Origin of the sequence: Mycobacterium sp. OAS707 (assembly GCF_014873705.1) — a bacterium.
Taxonomy (GTDB): Bacteria; Actinomycetota; Actinomycetes; order Mycobacteriales; family Mycobacteriaceae; genus Mycobacterium.
Map to the genome: position 1 here is coordinate 1 of NZ_JADBDS010000005.1, position 20,650 is coordinate 20,650.

At 63.0% G+C, this 20,650-nt stretch carries 18 protein-coding genes; 9 read left to right on the forward strand and 9 right to left on the reverse strand.

The window, feature by feature from the left end:
- The coding region (locus GGC64_RS28610) for a glycoside hydrolase family 3 N-terminal domain-containing protein (protein ID WP_304611131.1) at positions 1-402 on the forward strand (402 nt) is incomplete at its 5' end.
- 831 nt (positions 403-1,233) lie between these two features.
- Here GGC64_RS28610 and GGC64_RS28615 read toward each other — a convergent pair.
- The 6 genes from GGC64_RS28615 to GGC64_RS28640 form a co-directional block, all read right to left on the reverse strand.
- Positions 1,234-1,560 (reverse strand): DUF4333 domain-containing protein, encoded by a 327-nt coding sequence (locus GGC64_RS28615; RefSeq protein WP_192725984.1) that lies wholly within the window; start codon positions 1,558-1,560, stop codon positions 1,234-1,236.
- A gap of 546 nt (positions 1,561-2,106) precedes the next feature.
- A complete protein-coding gene (locus GGC64_RS28620; RefSeq protein WP_192726445.1) occupies positions 2,107-3,633 on the reverse strand; it encodes a neutral zinc metallopeptidase in 1,527 nt (508 codons plus the stop codon).
- Positions 3,634-3,646: 13 nt separating this feature from the next.
- On the reverse strand, positions 3,647-5,251 hold the full coding sequence (locus GGC64_RS28625) for a serine/threonine-protein kinase (protein ID WP_370582382.1): 1,605 nt from the start codon (positions 5,249-5,251) through the stop codon (positions 3,647-3,649).
- Between the two features lie 329 nt (positions 5,252-5,580).
- Positions 5,581-7,182, reverse strand: a complete 1,602-nt coding sequence (locus GGC64_RS28630) for a serine/threonine-protein kinase (protein WP_192725986.1) — start codon at positions 7,180-7,182, stop codon at positions 5,581-5,583.
- 695 nt (positions 7,183-7,877) lie between these two features.
- Positions 7,878-8,333 carry a dimethylsulfonioproprionate lyase family protein gene (locus tag GGC64_RS28635; RefSeq protein WP_192725987.1) on the reverse strand — a complete coding sequence of 152 codons (456 nt, stop codon included), beginning with the start codon at positions 8,331-8,333 and terminating at the stop codon, positions 7,878-7,880.
- 39 nt (positions 8,334-8,372) lie between these two features.
- On the reverse strand, positions 8,373-9,791 hold the full coding sequence (locus GGC64_RS28640; RefSeq protein ID WP_192725988.1) for an NAD-dependent succinate-semialdehyde dehydrogenase: 1,419 nt from the start codon (positions 9,789-9,791) through the stop codon (positions 8,373-8,375).
- Between the two features lie 104 nt (positions 9,792-9,895).
- Between GGC64_RS28640 and GGC64_RS28645 the strand changes: the two genes are divergently transcribed.
- Positions 9,896-10,942 carry an Ldh family oxidoreductase gene (locus GGC64_RS28645; protein ID WP_192725989.1) on the forward strand — a complete coding sequence of 349 codons (1,047 nt, stop codon included), beginning with the start codon at positions 9,896-9,898 and terminating at the stop codon, positions 10,940-10,942.
- A gap of 24 nt (positions 10,943-10,966) precedes the next feature.
- Here GGC64_RS28645 and GGC64_RS28650 read toward each other — a convergent pair whose 3' ends face one another.
- Positions 10,967-11,662, reverse strand: coding sequence for a GntR family transcriptional regulator (locus GGC64_RS28650; protein WP_192725990.1), 696 nt, complete (start codon positions 11,660-11,662; stop codon positions 10,967-10,969).
- Between the two features lie 87 nt (positions 11,663-11,749).
- Between GGC64_RS28650 and GGC64_RS28655 the strand changes: the two genes are divergently transcribed.
- Genes GGC64_RS28655 through otnC form a run of 6 tightly spaced genes read left to right on the forward strand, consistent with a single transcriptional unit; the run spans position 11,750 to position 17,251 of the window.
- A complete protein-coding gene (locus GGC64_RS28655; RefSeq protein ID WP_192725991.1) occupies positions 11,750-13,201 on the forward strand; it encodes a CitMHS family transporter in 1,452 nt (483 codons plus the stop codon).
- 48 nt (positions 13,202-13,249) lie between these two features.
- Positions 13,250-14,335, forward strand: coding sequence for an isocitrate/isopropylmalate dehydrogenase family protein (locus GGC64_RS28660; protein WP_192725992.1), 1,086 nt, complete (start codon positions 13,250-13,252; stop codon positions 14,333-14,335).
- Positions 14,336-14,366: 31 nt separating this feature from the next.
- Positions 14,367-14,702 (forward strand): putative quinol monooxygenase, encoded by a 336-nt coding sequence (locus GGC64_RS28665; protein ID WP_192725993.1) that lies wholly within the window; start codon positions 14,367-14,369, stop codon positions 14,700-14,702.
- The gene (locus GGC64_RS28670; protein ID WP_192725994.1) at positions 14,695-15,360 is read left to right on the forward strand and encodes an aspartate/glutamate racemase family protein; all 666 of its coding nucleotides are present in this window, start codon (positions 14,695-14,697) and stop codon (positions 15,358-15,360) included. The genes GGC64_RS28665 and GGC64_RS28670 overlap by 8 nt, the downstream gene beginning before the upstream one ends.
- Positions 15,357-16,619: a 3-oxo-tetronate kinase gene (gene otnK, locus GGC64_RS35370; RefSeq protein WP_192725995.1), complete on the forward strand. Its 1,263-nt coding sequence runs from the start codon at positions 15,357-15,359 to the stop codon at positions 16,617-16,619. The genes GGC64_RS28670 and otnK overlap by 4 nt, the downstream gene beginning before the upstream one ends.
- Positions 16,616-17,251, forward strand: coding sequence for a 3-oxo-tetronate 4-phosphate decarboxylase (gene otnC / locus GGC64_RS28680; protein WP_192725996.1), 636 nt, complete (start codon positions 16,616-16,618; stop codon positions 17,249-17,251). Before otnK ends, otnC begins: the two co-directional genes overlap by 4 nt.
- Before the next feature lie 417 nt (positions 17,252-17,668).
- Here the strand turns inward: otnC and GGC64_RS28685 are convergent, their stop codons facing one another.
- Together GGC64_RS28685 and GGC64_RS28690 are read right to left on the reverse strand one after the other, a co-directional pair.
- Positions 17,669-18,400, reverse strand: coding sequence for an SDR family NAD(P)-dependent oxidoreductase (locus GGC64_RS28685; RefSeq protein ID WP_192725997.1), 732 nt, complete (start codon positions 18,398-18,400; stop codon positions 17,669-17,671).
- A 29-nt stretch (positions 18,401-18,429) separates the two neighbouring features.
- Complete coding sequence (locus GGC64_RS28690; RefSeq protein ID WP_370582384.1) at positions 18,430-19,848, reverse strand: DHA2 family efflux MFS transporter permease subunit; 1,419 nt, start codon at positions 19,846-19,848, stop codon at positions 18,430-18,432.
- Positions 19,849-19,915: 67 nt separating this feature from the next.
- Here GGC64_RS28690 and GGC64_RS28695 point away from each other — a divergent pair, with 67 nt between their 5' ends.
- Positions 19,916-20,647, forward strand: coding sequence for a TetR/AcrR family transcriptional regulator (locus GGC64_RS28695; RefSeq protein WP_225952619.1), 732 nt, complete (start codon positions 19,916-19,918; stop codon positions 20,645-20,647).
- Positions 20,648-20,650: the final 3 nt, after the last annotated feature.

Sequence of the window (20,650 nt, forward strand, 5' to 3'; positions counted from 1 at the left end):
GACCTGATCCCGTACCGCACGCTGACCACTCAGGGCCCCGTCGGCGTGATGGTCGGCCACATCGAGGTGCCAGGGCTGACCGGCAGCGACCCGGCGAGCCTAAGTCCGGCGGCGTATGCGTTTCTGCGCTCGGGAGACTTCGGCGGCCCGCCGTTTAACGGCCCGGTGTTCACGGACGATCTGTCCAACGTCCAGGCGAGGATGGGGATCGCCGAGGCGGCTCTGCGCGCGCTGCAGGCCGGTGCGGACAACGTCGTGTGGGTGAGCGCCGACGAGCTCCCGGCGGTGCTGGATCGGCTGGAGCGCGCTCTCGCCGCGGGCGAGTTAACAATGCCGCAGGTCGATGCTTCGGTGCTGCGGATGGCGGCGGTGAAGGGACCGAACCCACGCTGTGGTGGCTGACAGTCCTTCCGTCGTGACGTCGACCAACTCCGCTGCCCCACTTCGATTTTCAGACGAATGGAATTGTCGCCAGATCCAAGACACGACATGGCTCAGGCGAGCCTATCCGGCTGTTTGGCAGTCGGGCCCGATATCTCGAGGATTATGAATCGCGGTCATCCCCATATACCGGGTCGTGTTCGCCGGTAGATACTTCGGCGGCGGCAGACTCTGCGGAAACGCCAAGACGATGTCGGTGTAGAAGAGAAGATTGCCGGGGCAACGCGCGTCTGGCGCCGGCTTCGCGTCGGTGGCGTGGACGACGATTGGGTTCTTGATGTATGGCCCGTCTGCACAATCGTTTTCGCACGTGTTGAGGACAGCGGTGCCCGTGCCGTCGGCTCCTTGCGACCCCCACGAACTCCAGGACATGTTTTCCAGTGAAAGGGTGTTCCACATGCAACCCCGGAGCGCCACCTCGGTAGGAGGCTCTGGTTCGCCTGGTCGCCAGCAACCTGGAAGTGCATACGTTGTCTTGGTCAGTGGTTGGGCTGACGTGGGCACGGGCGCCGACGGCGGGGGCTGACTGCTACCTTGCGATGATGCGGCGGTGGATGCCGCTGTCGATAGGGTCACGCTGGCGGTAGGCGCACCTGTTTGGTGTGCGCAGCTCGCGACGATGAGCAGTGATGTCGCGCCTAGGGCGATAGTAATTCGCGAGACCCGTGGGTGGTCGAGCTCGGGCATGATCCTCCTGCCGATGGACTGATCACGAGTGCAGCCCCAAAGTGACTGACGCACAACGCTTGCGACGTGGATGGGCATGAGCACGACCAGACGCGGAATGCACGGCTAACGCGGCCTGTCTACTTCGTAGGTGCCGCTGTAGTCTTGGAAGACAGCAGTGACAACATGTTTCGTGCCGGCGATGACAACTTCACACGTGAAGGTACCGCCGGGCACTATGGGCGGGTTCTGTCCGTTGTTGCACTCGATGTCGTCAATGTCGCTGACGCCGTAGCCGTCCGTGGGGTCTGCTAAGACCGCTTTCACATCCGCCTGCGCCTTGGACACGTCGAGCGTTTTGTCCTCGCGGACGTCCAGTTTGGACACCACCAGCCACAGCGCGGCCAACTCAAATAGAACGACAGCGACGCCCGATGCGATCAGGAATTTCAACAGCGGCCCTCTAGCCTTCGTCGAGGAACGCTGCTGCTCCTGGCCTCGGGGTCTCGTCGCTGGGCGCACTGCGGCCTGACGGGAGTTGCGTGGCGGCGCTGAGGAATCCGCAGCGCGACCCTCGACCGGAGCTGTAGGTGGGGGTCGGCGGGTGAGGCGCCGGGACGGCATCGGCACCTCCTGGTTCACATTTCGCCACCAGGGTTCTTCGTTACGTGCGGGGTCAGAAGTGCGCTGTGCCAGGCCGTCTCGAACTAGTCGCGGTGTGCCCGACGGGGATCTCGACGAGTCGGTCGCCTCGGGATGATCGTTGGTCGGGGTCTGCCAGGTGGCGGACGTGGGGTCTGCGCCTTGCGATCCCCGTGAGGGCCCGGGCGAGAAGGAGGGCGGCGGTGGACCTGTCATGGGGCCATCCCGCGGGGGGTAGCACGGCCTGCCGGCACGTGCGGTGTCGGTGACCCTGCTGCATCGACGGGCCCGCCTAGGCAGCCCGGCGATGTCCTACTCGCCTCGCAACGAGTAGTGCTCATGACTGCCGCACCGGCACTAGGGGAATCGCCTGTAGCAGCCATCGGCATCGCCAAGCAGGCCCGTGCGGAATGCAGTGATTCGGGTGAAGCCTGACGGGACGACGGTTCCATTGGCATCGCTAGCCGCCATGCCATTGGTGAGCAATCCTGAGACGGCTTCGTCAAGGTCGCCGGCTCCGAGGACGAGCTGTCGTCCCGATGGCGTGACGACCGGATCTGCCATTCTGCGCTGAGCGACTCCGGTGAGGCAGGCGGTACGCATCGCGGCCACTGGCGAGTCGACTGGCCGTCCTCGCTCATGTTGTAGCGCAAGCACGTAACGCGATGTCACGACCGATAACGCTGTGTTGTCCCCTTGTAGCAGAACGTTTTGGTGTTCGTCGGCGGGCGTTCCAATCTGCTGCAACAGCGGTACGTTCACAGTGATCGTGTTCGTTGCGGCGCAATAGGCGGCCGGTGGCGGCTGCGCGCTGCCGCCGCACCCCGTGCCTGAGCTCGACAGGGTTGGGGGTTGTGCGGGCGCGAAGATTTGACCGAGCAACTCCAGGAGCGTCGATAAGGTATCGGCGTCGATTGTCATATCGCTTTGCGGGCTCGCCGGATCGAACAACGAATTCGGGAGGTTGCCGCGGCGCTGGGCGATCTCGGAGTCGTCTATGGCGGCGCAACTGGATGCGCCGACATCGAACCCCATCTGAAAGGCGCTGACCCGATCGAGTGCGGTGCCATGCGATGGAACCTCTACTGACAGGTCTGCCAGCGTGGAGATCGGGTCACGTACGGCGATCGCACCGGCGATCACCTGATCGAGTGCGCGGGTGGTGTTGATGGTAAAGCGAGGCGAGTGTCCTTCGGCCACCCACCGCATGTATGTGCCCGCGAAGCAGTCGGCCTGCTGTTCTCGAACCAGCGTGCTCGGGTTGTCTTCACCGACCAGTTTTGCCATCCACTGCACGGCGTGGCCGTACTCATGGGCGAGCAGCCCGTTGATGGCCATGTCGCCGAAGTATTTCTTGGCTACCGGCATTAGATCGGTTCGGTCCCAGGCGATTACGTTATCGGTGCGGCAATAGAGTGCGTTGAAGTCGAATTCTGCTGCCTGTGCGCCGCAGATGTCGGGGCTATCCTGATCGGTCGGGTCCACAGAGATCAGCCAGGAGACGGGCGTGAACTGGCCCGTGAACGAGTTCGAATACTGGTCTTCCCAGAAGTTCTCGATGTCTTGTACGGCTAATAGGGCCGCGCGGTCGATGTCGCCGCCATCAGTATTGCGCACCTTGTTCGCGACGGCTGGTAGTGGCTGGCGCGGTCCGCTGGGACCGTCAGACGCCGGCAAGCCGGCGACTCGCATTGGGTCATAGCGCATGGAAAGGGCGCGTCCGTCGAGCACAGTGTGATGGCTGCATCCAGCGAGCACGATCGCCCAGGAAGCCACGGCGAGCGCCAGCCGAACTGCGTGGGTTATGCCGAACCGCTTGGCGCACAGGCGAGAAGGGTGATGCCTGTCGTTAGCGCCGGTGCCCGGTTGGCAGCCGTGGGTCATTGCACAGCATTCATCAGTTGTACGCGGTACTTCCAGCGACTCCATGGGTGGTGCTGATGAGCTTCGCGAAGCAATGATTCCGGTCGTAGCCCTGCTCCCGACACCATTGCAGCGCGCCGCTGGAATCTGTGAAGAGAAGCGGCGCGATGGTGACCCACCAGTCCCCGTCGCTGAACGTCGACCAGTCCCCTGACCACAGCAACTTAGCGCCGTACTGCTGCCTCAGTCGAAGGTGTTCCTGCAAGGTGCGGACGTTGTCCCACACCACACCTTGATCGAAGACCCCGGGCCGCTTGGAACTCAGTTGCGGGACCCATTGATCATTGGCGTTAGCAAGGATGGAAGCGTGATCGCCGGCGGCTATTTGGCGTAACTGTTCGAGGCTGGCCGCCTCGGGATCGGGCGCGGCTGTATTGGCAGACCGCGGCGGCGGGGATGCTGAGGAGGTCGGCGCGGGAACGGTTTGATAGACGGTCGGTCCGGGCACTGTTACTCCGGTTGTCGGCGCGGCCGTCGGTGCGGCAGTTGTTGTGGTGCCGGAGTTCTTCGATACGAGCAAGCCGATGACAACGCCGATCGCGCCGAGCAGCAGCGCAACCACAAGTCCGACGACCGCCAGCGGTAAGAGCAGCTGGCGCGATCGCCCGTCGGAATCTTGGGGGTTCAGCACCACGGTGGGGCCGGTGAACGGACCCGTGTGCGCCGCGTCTGACGAAGAATCGGCGCCACCTGCAGATGAGGTGTGCGGCCTTTCTCTGGTCTCGGCGTTAGACACTGAGGCAGACGCTCCCAATCGAAGTGCACGTTGCGCGGCGCGCCCCAAGGCGCCGGCGCTGCCGTAGCGGTCGTCGGGCTCCTTGGCCATCCCGCGGGCGATGACCTCGTCTACAGACGCGGGTAGGCGCGGGTTGACGGCACTCGCGCGTGGCGGAGGCGCGGAGATGTGCGAGGCGATGAGACGCTCATAGCTGTTGGTTGCGAAAGGTGTATCACCAGTGAGTGACTCGTAGAGGACGCAAGCCAAAGAATAGATGTCGGCTGCGGGACCGCACGGTTCATCATCGAACCGCTCCGGGGCCATGTAGGCGAATGATCCGATCTGAGTCCCCGCCATGGTCAACCGAGTGTCGCCTTGAGTCTCGGCGATTCCGAAATCCACCAGATAGGCGAAGTCGGCCGGTGTGACGATGATGTTCTGCGGTTTGACGTCTCGGTGGATCAGTCGCTCGGCGTGAGCGGCGTCGAGGGCGTCGGCGATCTGCTGAATGATTGACACAGCGCGTTCTGGTTCCAGGGGCCCGTTCGACAGCATGTCGTGCAGAGTCTGGCCCTGCACCAGACGCATATCGATGAACAGCTTGCCGTCTATCTCGCCCCAGTCGTGGATGGGCACGACGTGGGGCTCCTGCAGAACGGCGGCAGCGCGGGACTCGCGTAGGAAACGAGCCCTGAAACGTTCGTCCTCGGCGTATTGGTCGAGCAGGATTTTGAGCGCGATCGTTCGGCCCTTTTCCTTGTCGTAGGCCTCGTAGACCTCTCCCATCCCGCCCTTGCCGAGGAGGGCGGTCAGTTCGTACTTGCCGAAGCTCGACCCGACGCGCGAGTCGGTTGTGGTCACCCTCGAAGTCCCTGCCTTGCAAAATGTTTGTTCAAAGCGAAGTTGCCGTTGCTGTATCTGTCCTGCGTTGAAGCGCTCACCCCGGGTGAGCAGCATAACTCCTGTGGAGAGCTAGCCACCATCGCTTTGCGAGCATAGCTGAAGCGGCCTTGGGTCTGGAGCCAGATTTGCTGTCCAATTAGCGAATGTCGACGGAGGAAAGGCCACGTCACCGGCGGAGCCACAAGCGAAGTGTCGCCGAATGCCATCTGGGGTGAGCGCCGATGGTTTCAGCGTCGCCACTGACCTGGAGACGCTCAGGCCGTTCATCAACGGAGTAGGCACCACCGTCATGAAACCTGCCGGCAGTTGGTGCCCGGTTCCGGCGGCGGTGGTGGCAGCGCGGTCACGGTAGGCGCGGGTGCAGTCGCCGTCGTGGGGGCCCCCGGCGCAGGAGATTCACCACTGACTTCCGGGATGCCCGGATTGACCGATTCGGCGCTGCCCCACCGCGAGTCCGTTGTAGGGAGTGTGCTGGCGGCGCAGATCGGCAGCACCGAGCTGCGTGCCAGCTCCTCGATCTGAGCGATGCTGTCATCCAGTGAGCCGGAAGGAAGACCCGCGGCCACCTGTGCCCGCTCGGAGGGCCGCATGTCGTTGATCCCCAGCGGGCGGCAGTCCAAGTTGTCCTGCGAAGTTCCGGCGCTGATGAGGGACAACTCATTTCGAGCGTTGAGGCAGCCCAATAAATATGGCTCCTGCAGGGTGACGCCGAGGAAGGACCCCTGAACGCCGCGCATGATCGAAACTATTCCGTCATGTTCGGTGACGTAATAATTACTGCGTACGATCTCCCGGCCGATCGCCAACCCTGCCAGGATTAACAAGACAGGCAACACCGCGGCGATGATGACGGTTCGACGCCGCCAACGTGTTTTCCGGCCGCCGGTATTCCGTGGCAATACCTTCGCCGAACTGCCATGCGCTTCAGACTCTTTCGGAGTGTTGTCGGCAGATCGTCGCCGTTGAGTGGGTTTCGAGGTGAAGGGATCGGGCGTCGGTTGCGGCCGCTCATGGTGGGGCACGGCGGCTGCGGTGCGCGCAGCAGCCGCCTGCTCCGTGGGGGTTTGTCGGGGCGGCTGCGCAGTCACGGCGTCGCGGGCGTCGCGCCCTAACTCCAATGCTGTCGCGTATCGCTTGTCGGGGTTCTTCGCCATCCCCTTGGCGATGACAGGGTCGAGCTCGGCTGGCACACCAGCGCGAATAGTTGACGGTCTTGGCGGTGGAGTCGTCAAGTGTGCTGCCACTTGGCTTTCCAGACTGTCACCCGGAAATGGCCTCTTGCCGGTGAGGCACTCGTGTAAGACGCAAGCCAATGCGTAGATGTCAGAGCGGGCGTCCGCCTCGCGTGCGCTCAACCGCTCGGGCGCCATGTAGTGCCACGTGCCGATGACGCCGCCTGTGCTCGTCAAACTCGTCTGGTCCGCGCCACGAGCGATCCCGAAGTCGATCAGATAGGCGAAGTCGTCCTCGTCGAGCAAGATGTTGGACGGTTTGACGTCGCGATGCACCAACCCAATTCGGTGCGCGGCGTGCAGCGCGTTGGCGACCTGTTCGACGACCCGAACCGACCGCTCCGGTCCTAGCGGTCCGTCGGCCAGCACCTCCTGCAGATCGCGGCCCTCAACGAGTCGCATGTCGACATACAGTCGCCCGTCGATCTCCCCATAGTTGTGGATCGGAATCACATGCGGATTGCTCAGCTGCGCGGCCGCCTCCGCTTCCCGGCGGAACCGCTGCACAAACGTGTCGTCGTGCGCCAGATAGGGCGGAAGCAGTTTAATTGCAACCGTACGGTTGGTCGCCGTGTCGTAAGCACGCCACACCTCGCCCATACCGCCACGGCCCAACAATGTAATGAGTCGGTACCGCCCGAACGAAGTCCCCTCCACCTACCCTCCCCAAGGCCGACCAGCACGGACGGCCAACTCACCATAAACTGCGGCCCGTAAGCGGCGCAGCCACTCGGCCGTCGCTGGGCGGGCTAACTAGCAGCCACTTTCACCGCGCCAGAGACCTGTGAGACCGATTGCTTGAAATGTGATCTTGAGCGAGAAGGTCAATTCCCGCGACTGCAATCTGTAGCCGCTCGAGCTCGCGATCGATGATGGCGACCATAGGCAACCGCCTCGCGCGCTGCTTCTGCGGCCACCACCACTGCGACGACTAACGACGACGGCTACGAAAACCCGACTTATCGCTCATACCCACGATCTCCGCCCGCGCCGACGACACTCGTGCGGCTCACCGACAGAAGAACTCACCGACACTTCGGATGTCTCACCGTTTTGTCTAATTTGATATCAAGTGGACATCTAAGTTTTGCCATTAGCGGTGCCGGTAATAGTCCTCGCACAGGCAGCCAGACGGTGCCATGCATGGCCTGCTGGGTCGCAGCAAAGCGGAATACGTAAACCACTCTGCGATCGCCCGTTGAGCGCGGGTTGACTTCCCGTCCGCGTCATCAATGTGGAGCGCGAAGGCCTTGACAATCGTCCGCGCGAGGTCGGCCTCCTGATGGTCGAACAGGACCCGAGGTGAGGTCCCAGCGCCACCTCGCACCTTCAGCGGCGGCGCCTCCTCGGTTCTAGCCGATGTTGGTGCCGTGTTCCTCGTCGATGCGGGTGGTGACGCCGGTGGCAACGACAGTGCGGTCAGCATCAACGGATGCATAGGTCCAGAAGATGTGCAGTTCTTCGCTGTCGGAGGCATTTTGGAAGAAATGTGGGATTCCGGCAGGAATGAATGAAGTGTCTCCGGTGCTCACCGAGAACGTCTCGCCGTCGATATGCGCTATTGCGGAGCCGTGAAGGACGAGTACTGACTCGTCACAGTTGTGGAAGTGCTCGGGGATGGCCGTACCTGGTCCGAAAATGGTGATGCCGTTGAGGAAGTCCTTGGCGCCGACTCGTTGAGAAACCATCGGAATGGTGCGGGCGCCGCCACCTCGTTGACGGGGCGTGATCTCGGCGGGGCGCAGGATCGCGGCGGTTCGGCCGTCTCGCAACTGTGTCGATCGCTGCGCGGCAGCAAGATTGGTCATGACGAGCTCCTATCGTGGCGGCTGAGTTGTCAATGTCGCCTATTCCGATGCCGGCGGTTGGCGCGGTGGCTCGCTCATCGCCCACCAGGTGCGGACGTTGACGAATTCCCGTATTCCGTGCGCGGCCAATTCACGGCCATATCCGCTGCGTTTCGTCCCTCCGAAGGGCATTCGCGGGTCCGAGGCCACCACCGAGTTGATGAAACACGCGCCCGAGGTGATCCGGCGTCCGACTGCGATTGCGGCTTCGACGTCTCGGCTCCAGACGCTCGCGCCCAGCCCGAATGGGGTGTCGTTTGCTACGTCGACTGCTTCGCCGGCGTCGGCTACGGAGATGATGCTGGCCACGGGGCCGAAGACTTCTTCGTCGTACACACTCATTCCAGGGCGGACGCCGATCAAAACCGTGGGCTCATAGAAGAATCCACCTAGGTCATCGCGCGACCGTCCGCCGCATAAGATGGTTGCACCCGCGTGGGCAGCGGCACGGACCTGCGCGGCGACGCCGTCACGCAGGTCCCGGCGAGCCATCGGGCCGACATCGGTACCGCGTTGTTCGGGGTCGCCGACGGTCAGCGCTACCGTGCGTTCGACAACAAGCTTGGTGAACTCCTCGACCACCGACTCCTCGACGATGAGTCGCTTCGGCGAAATGCAGCTTTGTCCCGCATTGAGGAATCTGCCGTTGACGGCCAGCGCTGCCACTCGAGGCAGATCGGCATCTGCCAGCACTACGAATGGATCCGAACCACCCAATTCGAGCACGGACTTCTTAATCTCTCGCCCGGCGATTGCACCCACAGCACTGCCAGCGCGTTCGCTTCCGGTGATGGTGACCGCACCGATCCGGGAATCTGCTATGAGCCTCTCGGTCGTGGAGGGCACATCGGCCTCGGCGACCAGCAGCGTGGTGAACAACCCGTCCGGCAACCCTGCGGAGGACAACACCTCTTGGCATGCAAGTGCTGATCCAGTGGTGTTCGGCGAGTGCTTGAGCAGCGCCGCATTACCGGCCATTAGGGCGGGGCCTGCGAACCGAAAGACCTGCCATAGTGGGAAATTCCACGGCATTACGGCCAGGACCACCCCGACGGGCTCGTAGCTGACCCAGCTGCGATCGGCCGAGGTTTCGTAGACCTCATCCGCCAGGAAATCACCTGCGTGGTCGGCGTAATACTCCAGGCCACTTGCGCACTTGCGCACCTCGGCGATCGCTTCCGGCAACGGTTTGCCCATCTCCCGTGTGACCAACCGGGCGAGCTCATCGCCGCGGTGGCGCAAGATGTCTGCCGCCGCCCGGAGAACGTCGGAACGCCGCTCGAAATCGTCGTCGGCCCAACGACACTGAGCATCGGCCGCCGCGTCGAGCACTTCATCGATCTGCTGTGGCGACATCGCAGCGTAGGTCGCCAACTGCGCGCCAGTGGCGGGGTTGGTGGTGACGATCGTTGTAGTCATCGCCTCTCCTGTTCCGACGCTCCTTTGACCAGGCGCGGCATTCTTTATAGTATTCCATTAAGTATTCCATACGGTACAACTCGCAATTCGGAACAGGTGCGCACATGCTGCAAGACCGCGTGAAACCCGAAGTCCTCATGGACTATGGGTGCGAGATTCTGCGGGCTCTCGGCGTGCCCCCCGAGCACGCAGATCTGGTTCTGGACAGTCTGGTTCAGGCAGATCTGTGGGGCCACCAGTCCCACGGCGTGCTGCGGCTGCCGTGGTACGCCGCGCGCATAGCCAGTGGCGCGATGACCGCGCGCACCGAGCCCGAAACGATCATCGATGCGGGGGCGCTGTTGCTTCTGGACGGCCGAGCTGGGGTCGGGCAAGTCCTCACCGATCTAGCGCGCCGGGAGGCTGTGACGCGTGCGCGGACGTATGGAGTCGGCGTGGTGGGTGTGCGCAACTCCAACCACTTCGGCACCGCCATGTATTACACGCGGGCCGCCGCACGCGATGGATGTGTGGCCATCTTGACTACCAACGCCAGTCCGGCGATCGCTCCGTGGGGTGGCCGCACAAAGGTTCTTGGCACGAACCCGTGGTCGATCGCAGCCCCCGCGCCAAACGGCGTTGTCGCCGTGGATATCGCGAATACGGCAGTGGCCCGCGGCAAGATCTACCTGGCACGCAACCGCGGTGAATCAATCCCCGATGACTGGGCCATGGACGCCGAAGGGCACACCACCACCGATCCCGATGCGGCCATCGCCGGGGTCATCCTGCCGATGGCAGGCCACAAAGGCTATGCCATCACGTTCATGATGGACGTGGTGTCCGGCGCACTCACCGGCTCTAACACCGCCACTCGCGTCGGTGGCCCATACGAGGCTGATAAGCCAAGCGGCGCAGGACATTTGTTCATTGCTATCAATGTCGCCGCCATGGCCGACGTTGACGATTACCTCGACGCCGTCGGCCAGCTCATCGACGAAGTCAAAACCGCACCATTGGCCGCAGGCAGCACCGAGATCTACTACCCGGGCGAGCTCGAGGACCGCAATGAACAAGCCTGCTTCGATGCCGGCGGCATCCTCTTACCCGATCAGACCCGCGCCGATCTGGAAGCGCTCGGACGCCAGGTCGGCATCGCGTCGAGATTGTGAGGACCGGCTAGCCGCGGCCGCGGATCACGTGCTGACGATGTCTAGCGGTAGCGCGGCGTCGTCGGAATTGAGGACGGCGTCGAGAATGGTTTTCTGGGTGTTGACGAGATGCTCTGCGCAGGCGCCAGCGGCAGCGTCGGGGTCGCGGTTGACGATGGCCCGACACATGGCGAGGTGCTCGTCGAGGGATACCCCAAGACGCTGCGGCGAGTGCGCGATGACGCGTAGTCGCGCGCTGTGCGGTCGCATCTCTGCAATCATTCGCGAGAGGTGCTGATTGCGTGTGTTGGCGATGATCGCTTGATCGTAAGCTTCCGCCAGCTCGTAGAACTTTTCCCGCCGGGCGGGTGAATCTTTCTGTCTCGCAACCTTCTTGAACTGATCCGTGAGGTCGGTGAAGACCTCCCGAATCTTTTCGTCTGAATCTGCCGCCTCGGCGACATGCCGTGTGGCGGCGGTTTCGAGGAGGGTCCGCATCTCGAACAGATCACGCACCCCCCGGAATGTGATTGGTGATACCCGCGCGCCCTGGCGGTCAATGAGCGACACGAGGCCGTCAGATTCCAGACGCACGAACGCATCTCGTACCGGGGTGCGCGAGGCTCCGAAGCGGTCGGCCATCTTGAGGACGCTCAGCGACTGCCCCGGTCGCAGTTGACCGGTCACGATCTCGTCGCGCAGCGCCGTGTAGACCTGGTCGGCTTTGCTATCGCCCGCCATGACATTCATCATAACGCACCACTTGGAATGCGCTAAAGCATGCGCTATGGTATACCATGATGCACATCACCCAGCGGAGGGAAAGCGATGCTCGTCATACTCGGTTTTTCCATGGTCACGGCGTTCATGTACCTGATCATGACCAAACGCGTGACCCCCGTTGCGGCACTGATCTTGGTACCCACCATCTTCGGATTGTTCGCCGGTGCGGGCCTCGGACTCTCGGACATGATCAAGGAGGCATTGCTCAAACTCGCGCCCACCGCGGCCCTGTTGTTCTTCGCGATAACCTTCTTCGGGATCATGATCGACGTCGGGTTGTTCGATCCGCTGATCAGGTTGATCCTGCGCTTCGTCAAGAACGATCCCATGCGGCTCGTCGTGGGCACGGCGCTGCTGACATCCATTGTGTCCCTCGACGGTGACGGTTCGACCACATTCATCATCGTCACGTCCGCGTTTCTGCCGATCTACCTCAAGTTGCGGATGAGCCCGGTCGTGTTGACTGTGGTCACAGCGACGGCCAACGGCGTGCTCAATACGGTGCCCTGGGGCGGCTCTACCGCGCGCGCTGCCGCTGCTCTGAACATCTCGCCCATCGACATCTTCGTGCCGATGATTCCGGCGATTCTTGCCGGCATCGTGGCGGTCTTGGTCTTGGCGTATTTCCTTGGGCGCAGAGAACGTAAACGTGTCGGCCGGCTGTCGTTGAGCGGCACAGAAGCCAAAGGTGTTGAGGTCGAATCGATCCGGATGCAGGCCGAGCAGTTGGCCACCGTCGCGACGACGGCATCGACGGCGTCATCCGCGCCGACTGCTAGCGGCGAGGTGGGCACGGGCGGGAGCAGCGACTCCCATGAGGACAGAGGGGACTTCGCCGAATTGCCGAGTGACGCCCAGGCGGGTCTACACCGCCCCAAGGCGCGACCGAAGCTGGTATGGCTGAACTTCGCGCTGACCGCTGCGGTGATGACCGCGCTGGTGTGGGGCATCGTCGAGCCGCCACTGATTCTCATGCTTGGCGTCGCGATCGCCTTGGTGGTCAACTTTCCCCGGGTAGCCGAACAGGCCGAGCAACTCAAGGCCCACGCCTCGAGCGTCGTGTCGGTGGTGGCCATGGTGTTCGCCGCGTCGGTGCTCACCGGCGTGCTCAACGGCACTGGCATGGTCGACGCCATGGCCGCCTGGATGGTTCACATCATCCCCAGCAGTTTCGGCCCGCATCTCGCCATCGTCGCGGGTCTGCTGAGCCTTCCGCTGACCTTCTTCATGAGCAATGATGCCTTCTTCTTCGGAGTTCTACCGGTGCTGACCGAAGCGGCGTCGCACTATGGCATCAGCTCTGAAGAGATGGCCCGCGCGTCGATCATCGGACAGCCACTGCACACCTCCAGCCCCTTGGTGGCGTCCTTCCTCCTGCTCGTCGGACTAGCCAAAGTCGAATTGGGCGACCATCACAAGAAGGCCATTTGGCGCGCCAGCGTCGTCGGCTTGGTCATGCTCACCGTCGGTGTCCTTACGACCGCGTATCCGTTCTAGGTCGCAGTCGTAAAAGCTTGTCCCTGACCCCAAAAAGATTGGAATGCAATGCGAATCGCTCTGCTGCCCGGTGACGACATCGGTCCCGAGATATGCGACGCCACGCGTCTTGTGCTGGAAGCGGTCGACAGCCGGTTCAGCCTTGGGCTCGACTTCGATGTCCACGAAGTCGGCATGGACCGTCATCACCGCAGCGGGACCACCCTGCCAGAGTCGGTGGTGGCAGCCTGCCTTGCCGCCGACGGAGTCGTTCTGGGACCAGGCGGCATGTCGGCCTATCCCCCTGTCAGCGAGGGTGGCATCAACATTCCTGGAACCATCCGCAAGCGTCTGGACCTCTACGCCAATCTGCGCCCGTCGCGTTACCGCGCTGCGGTACCACTGAGCCGCTCGGGTCTCGATGTGCTGATCGTGCGCGAGAACACCGAGGGGTTCTACGCCGACCGCTCACTGTTCGAAGGCTATGGCGAATTTCGCCCCACTGTCGACAGCGCGCTGTCACTTCGGCTGATCACCGCGGCAGCCTCGCGCCGTATCGCGCGGGTGGCGTTCGAACACGCGCGTATGCGACGGGCAAGCGTCACCGTCGTGGGTAAACGGCACGTCTTGAAGGTCACCGATGGACTGTTCATGTCCGCGGTTGCTGAAGTCGCCGAGCAGTATCCCGACGTTGACGTACGCGAGATGGATGTCGACGCGATGGCCGCCGAGCTCTACCTTCGACCTGAGCGATTCGACGTCTTGTTGACCACCAATATGTTTGGCGACATCTTGTCGAACGAGGCCGCCGCACTGGCCGGCGGCCTGGGCCTGGCCGGGGCACTCAATGTCGGCGACCACCACGCCGCGGCGAATGCCGGGCACGGATCGGCACCCGACATCGCCGGACTCGGGGTCGCCAACCCGGCCAGCCTGATGATCTCCTCCGCCCTACTGCTGGACTGGTGGGGAACCCGCACCGCTGACACGGCGTATTCGATGGCCGCCCAAGCAATCGAGATGGCGATCGACCACACGCTATTGAAATCTGGAACGCGCACCAGAGATCTCGGTGGTTCGGCCACCACGATGCAATTCGCTGCCGCCGTGAGCGACACCGTTTCCCAGGGTGTCATCGAGATTGCCGAGCGCTGACAGCGCCCCACATAGAAAGCGATCCCCGCCGATGTACACCGTCCTTGTCCGTCTCGAGATCCATCCCGACACACTTGACGAATTCACCGCCGGAATCCATGCCAATGCAAAGGCCACCTTGCGCGACGAGCCTGGATGCATCCGCTTCGACGTCCACCAGGACCTAGCCACGCCAACGACCTTCTACTTCTACGAGATATACGCAGACCGGAAGGCATTCGAGGTTGCGCACCGCCAGGCCCCCCATTACACGCGGTGGCGTGAAGTCGTTGCCCGTTGCGTCGTACCAGGCTCGCGACACAACACCTACGCCGAACCTCTGTTCCCGCAGGACATCCCGGAAAATCTGACGCGGTCCAATGCCTAGCAACCGGCCGCTTATCGCACTGATCAGTGCCGTTGCCGCGGCCATCCCGCCGGCTAGGCTCGCGTTCGACGAACTATTCCCCGCAGCCACCGTCTGGAATCTTCTCGACGACCGACTGTTGACTGACGCAGCCGAGAATGGGACGGTCACCGCCGGTCTGGCCGCGCGGATGAATCGGCTGATCGAGCACGCCATCCTTGAAGGCTCCGATGCTGTGTTGCTGACGTGCTCGTTGTATTCACCTGTCGCCCATCGAGTCGCCGCCACTGTCGACATCCCAATTCTCGGACCTGATGACGCCCTATTCGACGCCGCCGCGCAGGCTGGCTACCGTCGCTTGGCCGTCGTCTCGTCGGCCGCCGACCCGCTCGCCGACTCGCTTGCGCGCATCCGCCAGGTCCTGGACCCGGAAGTCGTCGTCACCGGCGTCATCGCCGACGCAGGCGCGGTGGACCGCGGCGACCTAACCGGACTGGCACACTCGGTCGGTCAAGCAGTGGCTGGATTAGATTGCGCGACAGAGGCCGTCGTGCTCGGCCAATACTCATTGGCGGCATCGGCCGCAGCGGTGCAGGACGCGACCGGCCTTCCCACCCTTGCAGGCCCGCAGTTCGCGGTACGCAGCCTGCGCGCGCTCACCACTGGAGGAGCCGCGTGATCGGCGTCATCGCAGACGACTTCACTGGTGCGACCGACTGCGCGGTGGCGTTCCGCCGCGCCGGACTGCGTACGGTGATCCTGTTCCACGCCGATCACACCACCGCACTGCCCGACAACGACGTCACCGTCATCGCCCTCAAAAACCGCACGATCAATCCGGACGCCGCCATCGAGCAGTCGCTGGCCGCGCTGGCCTGGTTGAGCGCCCATGGCGCCACCCAGATCTTCTTCAAGTACTGCTCCACGTTCGACTCTCACGCGCGGGGGAACATCGGGCCAGTCGCTGATGCGCTGCACGCTGCCCTCGGTGCGTCGCGCGCTGTGTTCGTCCCGGCCTCGCCAGAGCATCTGCGCACCCAATACATGGGCCACCTCTTCGTCGACCGGGTGCTGCTATCTGAATCGCCGATGCGGCATCACCCACTGACTCCCATGACGGAGTCATACCTGCCGAAAATTCTCGCCCCCCAGACCCGTCATAACGTCGCTCTTATAGAGCACGTCGATGTGCGACTGGGAGCAGACCGGATCGGCGAGCGGCTCTCCGATGCTGAACAACATGGGGAGCCTTATGTTTTCGTGGACGCGATTTCTAACCACGACCTTGACGCGATTGCCTGTGCCTGCGCTGACGATGTACTCGTCACGGGCGCTGCCGGGTTGGCCGGTGCGCTCGGGGTCGCGCACGCCCGTCGGCTCGGGGTGCGGCCAGTCACCGAGCGTGCCGCCCGTACCGGCCGTTCCGGGTCCTCCAGTGTGGTACTCGCCGGGAGTTGCTCGCGCCGCACTCTCGAGCAGATCGATCACATGAAACGCCGCGGGCATCCCTCGTTTCGGTTGGATGCGCTACAGAGTCCTGATTCGGCGGTGCTCGCCGAGCAGGCGCTGGGCTGGTTCGACCGGCAGCAATTCGAAATGGGGCCGCTCATCTACTCCTCGCTATCGCCACACGAGTTGGGCCACGCCCAGAAGACGCTGGGCAGCGAACACGCTTCGCGGATCCTCGAGTCGGCCATGGGCCGAATTGCATCTGGACTGGTCGAGCGCGGCGTGAACGCCCTCGTAGTGGCCGGCGGCGAAACGTCGGGTGCGGTTGTGACCGCACTGCAGGTGCAAGGCGGAGTCATCGGGGAAGAAGCCGCCCCGGGAGTGCCGTGGATACTGACCACAGGAGCACGCCCCATGGCTCTGCTGCTGAAGTCGGGCAATTTCGGTGACCGCGAGTTACTCAGCGAAGCGGCCATGGGACAGCGATGAGCGCACCATTCGAGGCAACCGCACGCGCACAGGTCGTCGACGTAGCGCGATCGATCTTCACGCGCGGCCTGACTCATGGACGCACCGGCAATGTCAGTCTCCGCATCGGCGACCGCATCCTCGTTACGCCGACCGGCAGCAGCCTAGGAACCGTAGCGCCTGAGGACCTCTCGGTAATCGGGCGGTGCGGAGAACACCTCGATGGTCCGTCTCCGTCCAAGGAGGCGTTCCTGCACGCTGCGATGTTGCGAGCCCGCCCCGACGCTACCGCTGTGGTGCACACACACTCGACGTATTCCGCAGCGGTATCGTGCCTGGCCGGCCTCGACCCGGCGAGCGCCCTTCCCCCGTTGACCGCCTACTTCGTCATGCGTGTCGGCACACTGCCGTTGTTGGCTTACCACGCACCAGGTGACGCCACACTCGAGCCACTCGCCGAAGCGACCGCGCGAAATCATCACGCCATACTGTTGCGCAACCACGGCCCAGTAGTCGCCGGCCCGAACCTCAGCGCCGCCCTGGACGCTCTCGAAGAACTAGAACAGACGGCGAAACTCTTCCTACTTCTCCGCGGTCGCGCAACACAACCACTCGGCCCAGTGGAAGTCCAAGAGCTACAAACCATTTCATGATGGCTGTCAATGTGGACTGTTACGACCACGCAATCTCTCCAACGGAGGCTCGATGAATGGCATCTGGAAGCCAGTCGACCTGATCCTGCCCGAAACACTGTCACCCAGGCAGGTGCTGGACCAGATCCACGCCCAAATACGCATAAACGCAACTGAATCCGGTGATTTCGTACACCAGATCCAGGTCGGGGTCGGGCAAGCGCACTCACACGGGTGGACGAGATGGTGCGCGTCCTACCTTGCTGGCCCTCCAGCACCATTCCCCGTCGACTCGAATTCATGCTGACCAATTGACAGCGAGTGGTGGGCGGACGAGATACGCGTTATCGACACCGGAGAACGAACACCGAACCCGTGGGGCGAGAACGGGATCGTGTCGGTGACCGGCGGCTCGGGGGTATCCAGTCACAAGTTCCGTCAGTCGACCGGCTGTTGGTCGTGAAAGAGTCCACCGCTCGGTCCGTTGCGATCAAGCGTTGCCGCCCATACGATCCCGCGTGCGCTCTCTGCGGCGGTGCGGTCACCGTCATCGTCGCCGCGTTCGGGATGCGTGGCGGTGTCGCCCGGATCGACGGCGTTGACCAGGATGGCAGTGCCGTCGAGTTCACGCGCCAGGATGGTAGTGAGAGCGTTGAGCATGTACTTGCCAACTGAGTAGGCAGGAGCCCGCAACGGCGCGCCCAGGTCGAGCCCGGTGGCGATTTGTTGGGCGGATCTACTGGAAATGTTGACGATGCGGGCGGCCGGAGCCTGCAGGAGAAGTGGAAGCAGGGCCCGGACGAGGCCCCACGGTCCGATGAGGTCGACTTCGAGTTCTGCGCGTACGGTATCCAGGTCGGCATCGAGGGCGGACAAGATCGTGAAATCGGGTCCTGGCGTTGCATTGTTGATGAGGACGTCGAGGTGGCCGAACTTCTGAGCGATATGGGCCGCGGCGTTGTCGAAGGTGATCGGGTCCGTGAGATCGAGCGGTAGTGCGCTGGTTGGGAGGTTGTCACGGCGCAGTCGCTCGGCGAGGCGGTTCGCGCTAGCAGCATCTCTGGCAGAAAGGATCACATGGTGGTCCTTCTCCGCGAGTTGTCGAGCGACGGCGAAGCCGATCCCTTCGGGCCGACTGGCGCCGGTGATGAGTGCAACCTTCGTTGGCATAGTTGATCTTTCAGTGTGTTGGCTCTGGCTCAGTTGTGTGCTTCTCGTGGCTGCCTCGGTAGGAGCCTGACTAGTAGCAGGGTGAAGAAAAACAGTGCCGCCGCGAGCCCGCTGACGAGTACGCCCGCGTAGCCGTAGGACCCGGCTCCGCCGTGGTCAGCTCGGGCGAGGAACACGGTGCCCAGGGCGGCAAAGCCAATCGCCGAGGCGAATTGCTGAACGGCGTTGAGCATCCCCGACCCCGTCCCGGCTTCCTCGGTCGTGGCATCGCCGAGGACGTATTCGAAGAGGGGAACGCCCACCAAGCCGGTCCCGAAACCGATAACAAGCAGCGCCGGGGTCAGCGTCGCCGGGCTGAGATGGGCGCCTGAGCGAATGATGGTCCAGGACAGTGCAACCAAACCGATTGCGGCGCCGCCGAGGCCGAGTTGCAATGTGGCACGACCAAGTTTGGTGACTACTACGGCGGCGGCCAGTCCGACACCGACGGCGCTGCCCAACGCCCAAGGAACCAGGGAAAGGCCGGACTTCAAAGGCGTCCAACCCATTCCAAGTTGCAGTAGCAGATTCAACGCCAACAGAAAGCCGCTTTGGGCCGCAAAGAAGCCGGCGACGATGACTAGACCTACGACAAAGCTGCGCTTGCCAAATAAGGACTGCGCGATAACCGGATGGACGCTGCGGCGCTCGGAGACCACGAACAGCCCCAACGCGGCAACTGAGGCCGCCATCATGGCATAGGTCCACAGCGGCCAACCCAACTCGCGGCCTTCCACAACCGGAATGATGAGCAGCCCAGACGCGAGGGTGAGCAGGGCTACCCCGACGAGATCCAGTCGCGCACTGCGGTCTTCGCCGGTGTGGCGAGGCAGAAATCGCCAGCCCATCACGCCGGCGACAACCCCGATAGGGACGTTGATGAGAAAGATCGAACGCCACTGGCTACCAAAGAGATTCAAGTGCAGCAGCCAGCCGGCCAGGATTGGCCCCCCGACCGATGCCAATCCCATGATCGGACCGAACGGCACGAACGCATGTCGCAGTTTCTCCGGCGGGAAGACCACCGTGAGTAAAGCGAATCCCTGCGGAATCATCAACGCTCCGAAGAGTCCCTGTAACGCGCGGGCGACCACCAGCCACCACACACCGGGAGCCAACCCACAGGCAAGCGACGACACGGTGAAACCTGTCATCCCGATCAGAAACAATCGGCGGCGACCCGCAAGGTCGCCGAGTCGACCGGCGGTGACCAATCCCAACGCGAAGGTCACGGTGTAGGCCGCCAAGACCCATTGCAACGTCGTCTCGTTACCGCCGAGGTCAGCGCGAATGGACGGGCCGGCCAGGTTGGCGATAGTGGAGTCGAGCATGTCCATCAGGTCGGCGATGAACACGACGACTAGTACCTGGTACGCGCGGCTCAGGGGTATCGACGCTGTCTCGGGCACAGCCGGAGAACAAAGATCGTCCTGCACGAACTAAGTTCTAAATAACGAACAGCGTTCGTGTCAAGGTATGCTTGCCCACATGCCCCGTGTAGATCCGAAATCGCGCCGCGCCGCCCGCCACGCGCAGCGCGACGCACCCGCCGCGCCAGCCCAACCGACGAAAGCCCCGATCACTGTCGACCGGATCGTCGACGCGGCGCTTCAAGTCGTGGCGACCCAGGGCTATGACGCTTTGACGATGCGTAGCGTGGCCGCCGTGCTCGGCACTGGACCCGCGTCGCTCTATGCCCACGTCGTCAACAAGGCCGACATCGACGAACTGATCATCGGCCGGCTGTGCTCGGAAATCGATATTCCCGAACCCGACCCAGCGACCTGGCGCGAACAAATTCGCAAGGTGTGCACACAAATGCGCGAGCAATATCTGAAATACCCCGGCATTTCGCGCGCCGCGATCGCCACTGCCTCCACCAACCTTGACACCTTGCGTATCGCCGAAGGCATGCTGGCAATCCTGCTCGCCGGAGGGGTGAAACCTCAGGAAGCGGCCTGGGCTATCGACTCACTATCGCTTTACATCAACGCTTACACCCTCGAGATCTCCCTGGTCGAGGCACAGCGCGAGGGACATGACGAAGGCTGGGTCGTCAGTCGTGAAGAGCTGATGCGGCGCTTCAAGGCGCTGCCCGCCAACGCTTTTCCTCAAATTCGCCGATACGCGGCCGAACTGACCGCAGGCACCGGTCACGAAAGATTCGACTTCACCATCGGCCTCATCACCAACCACTTATCACCTTGACGT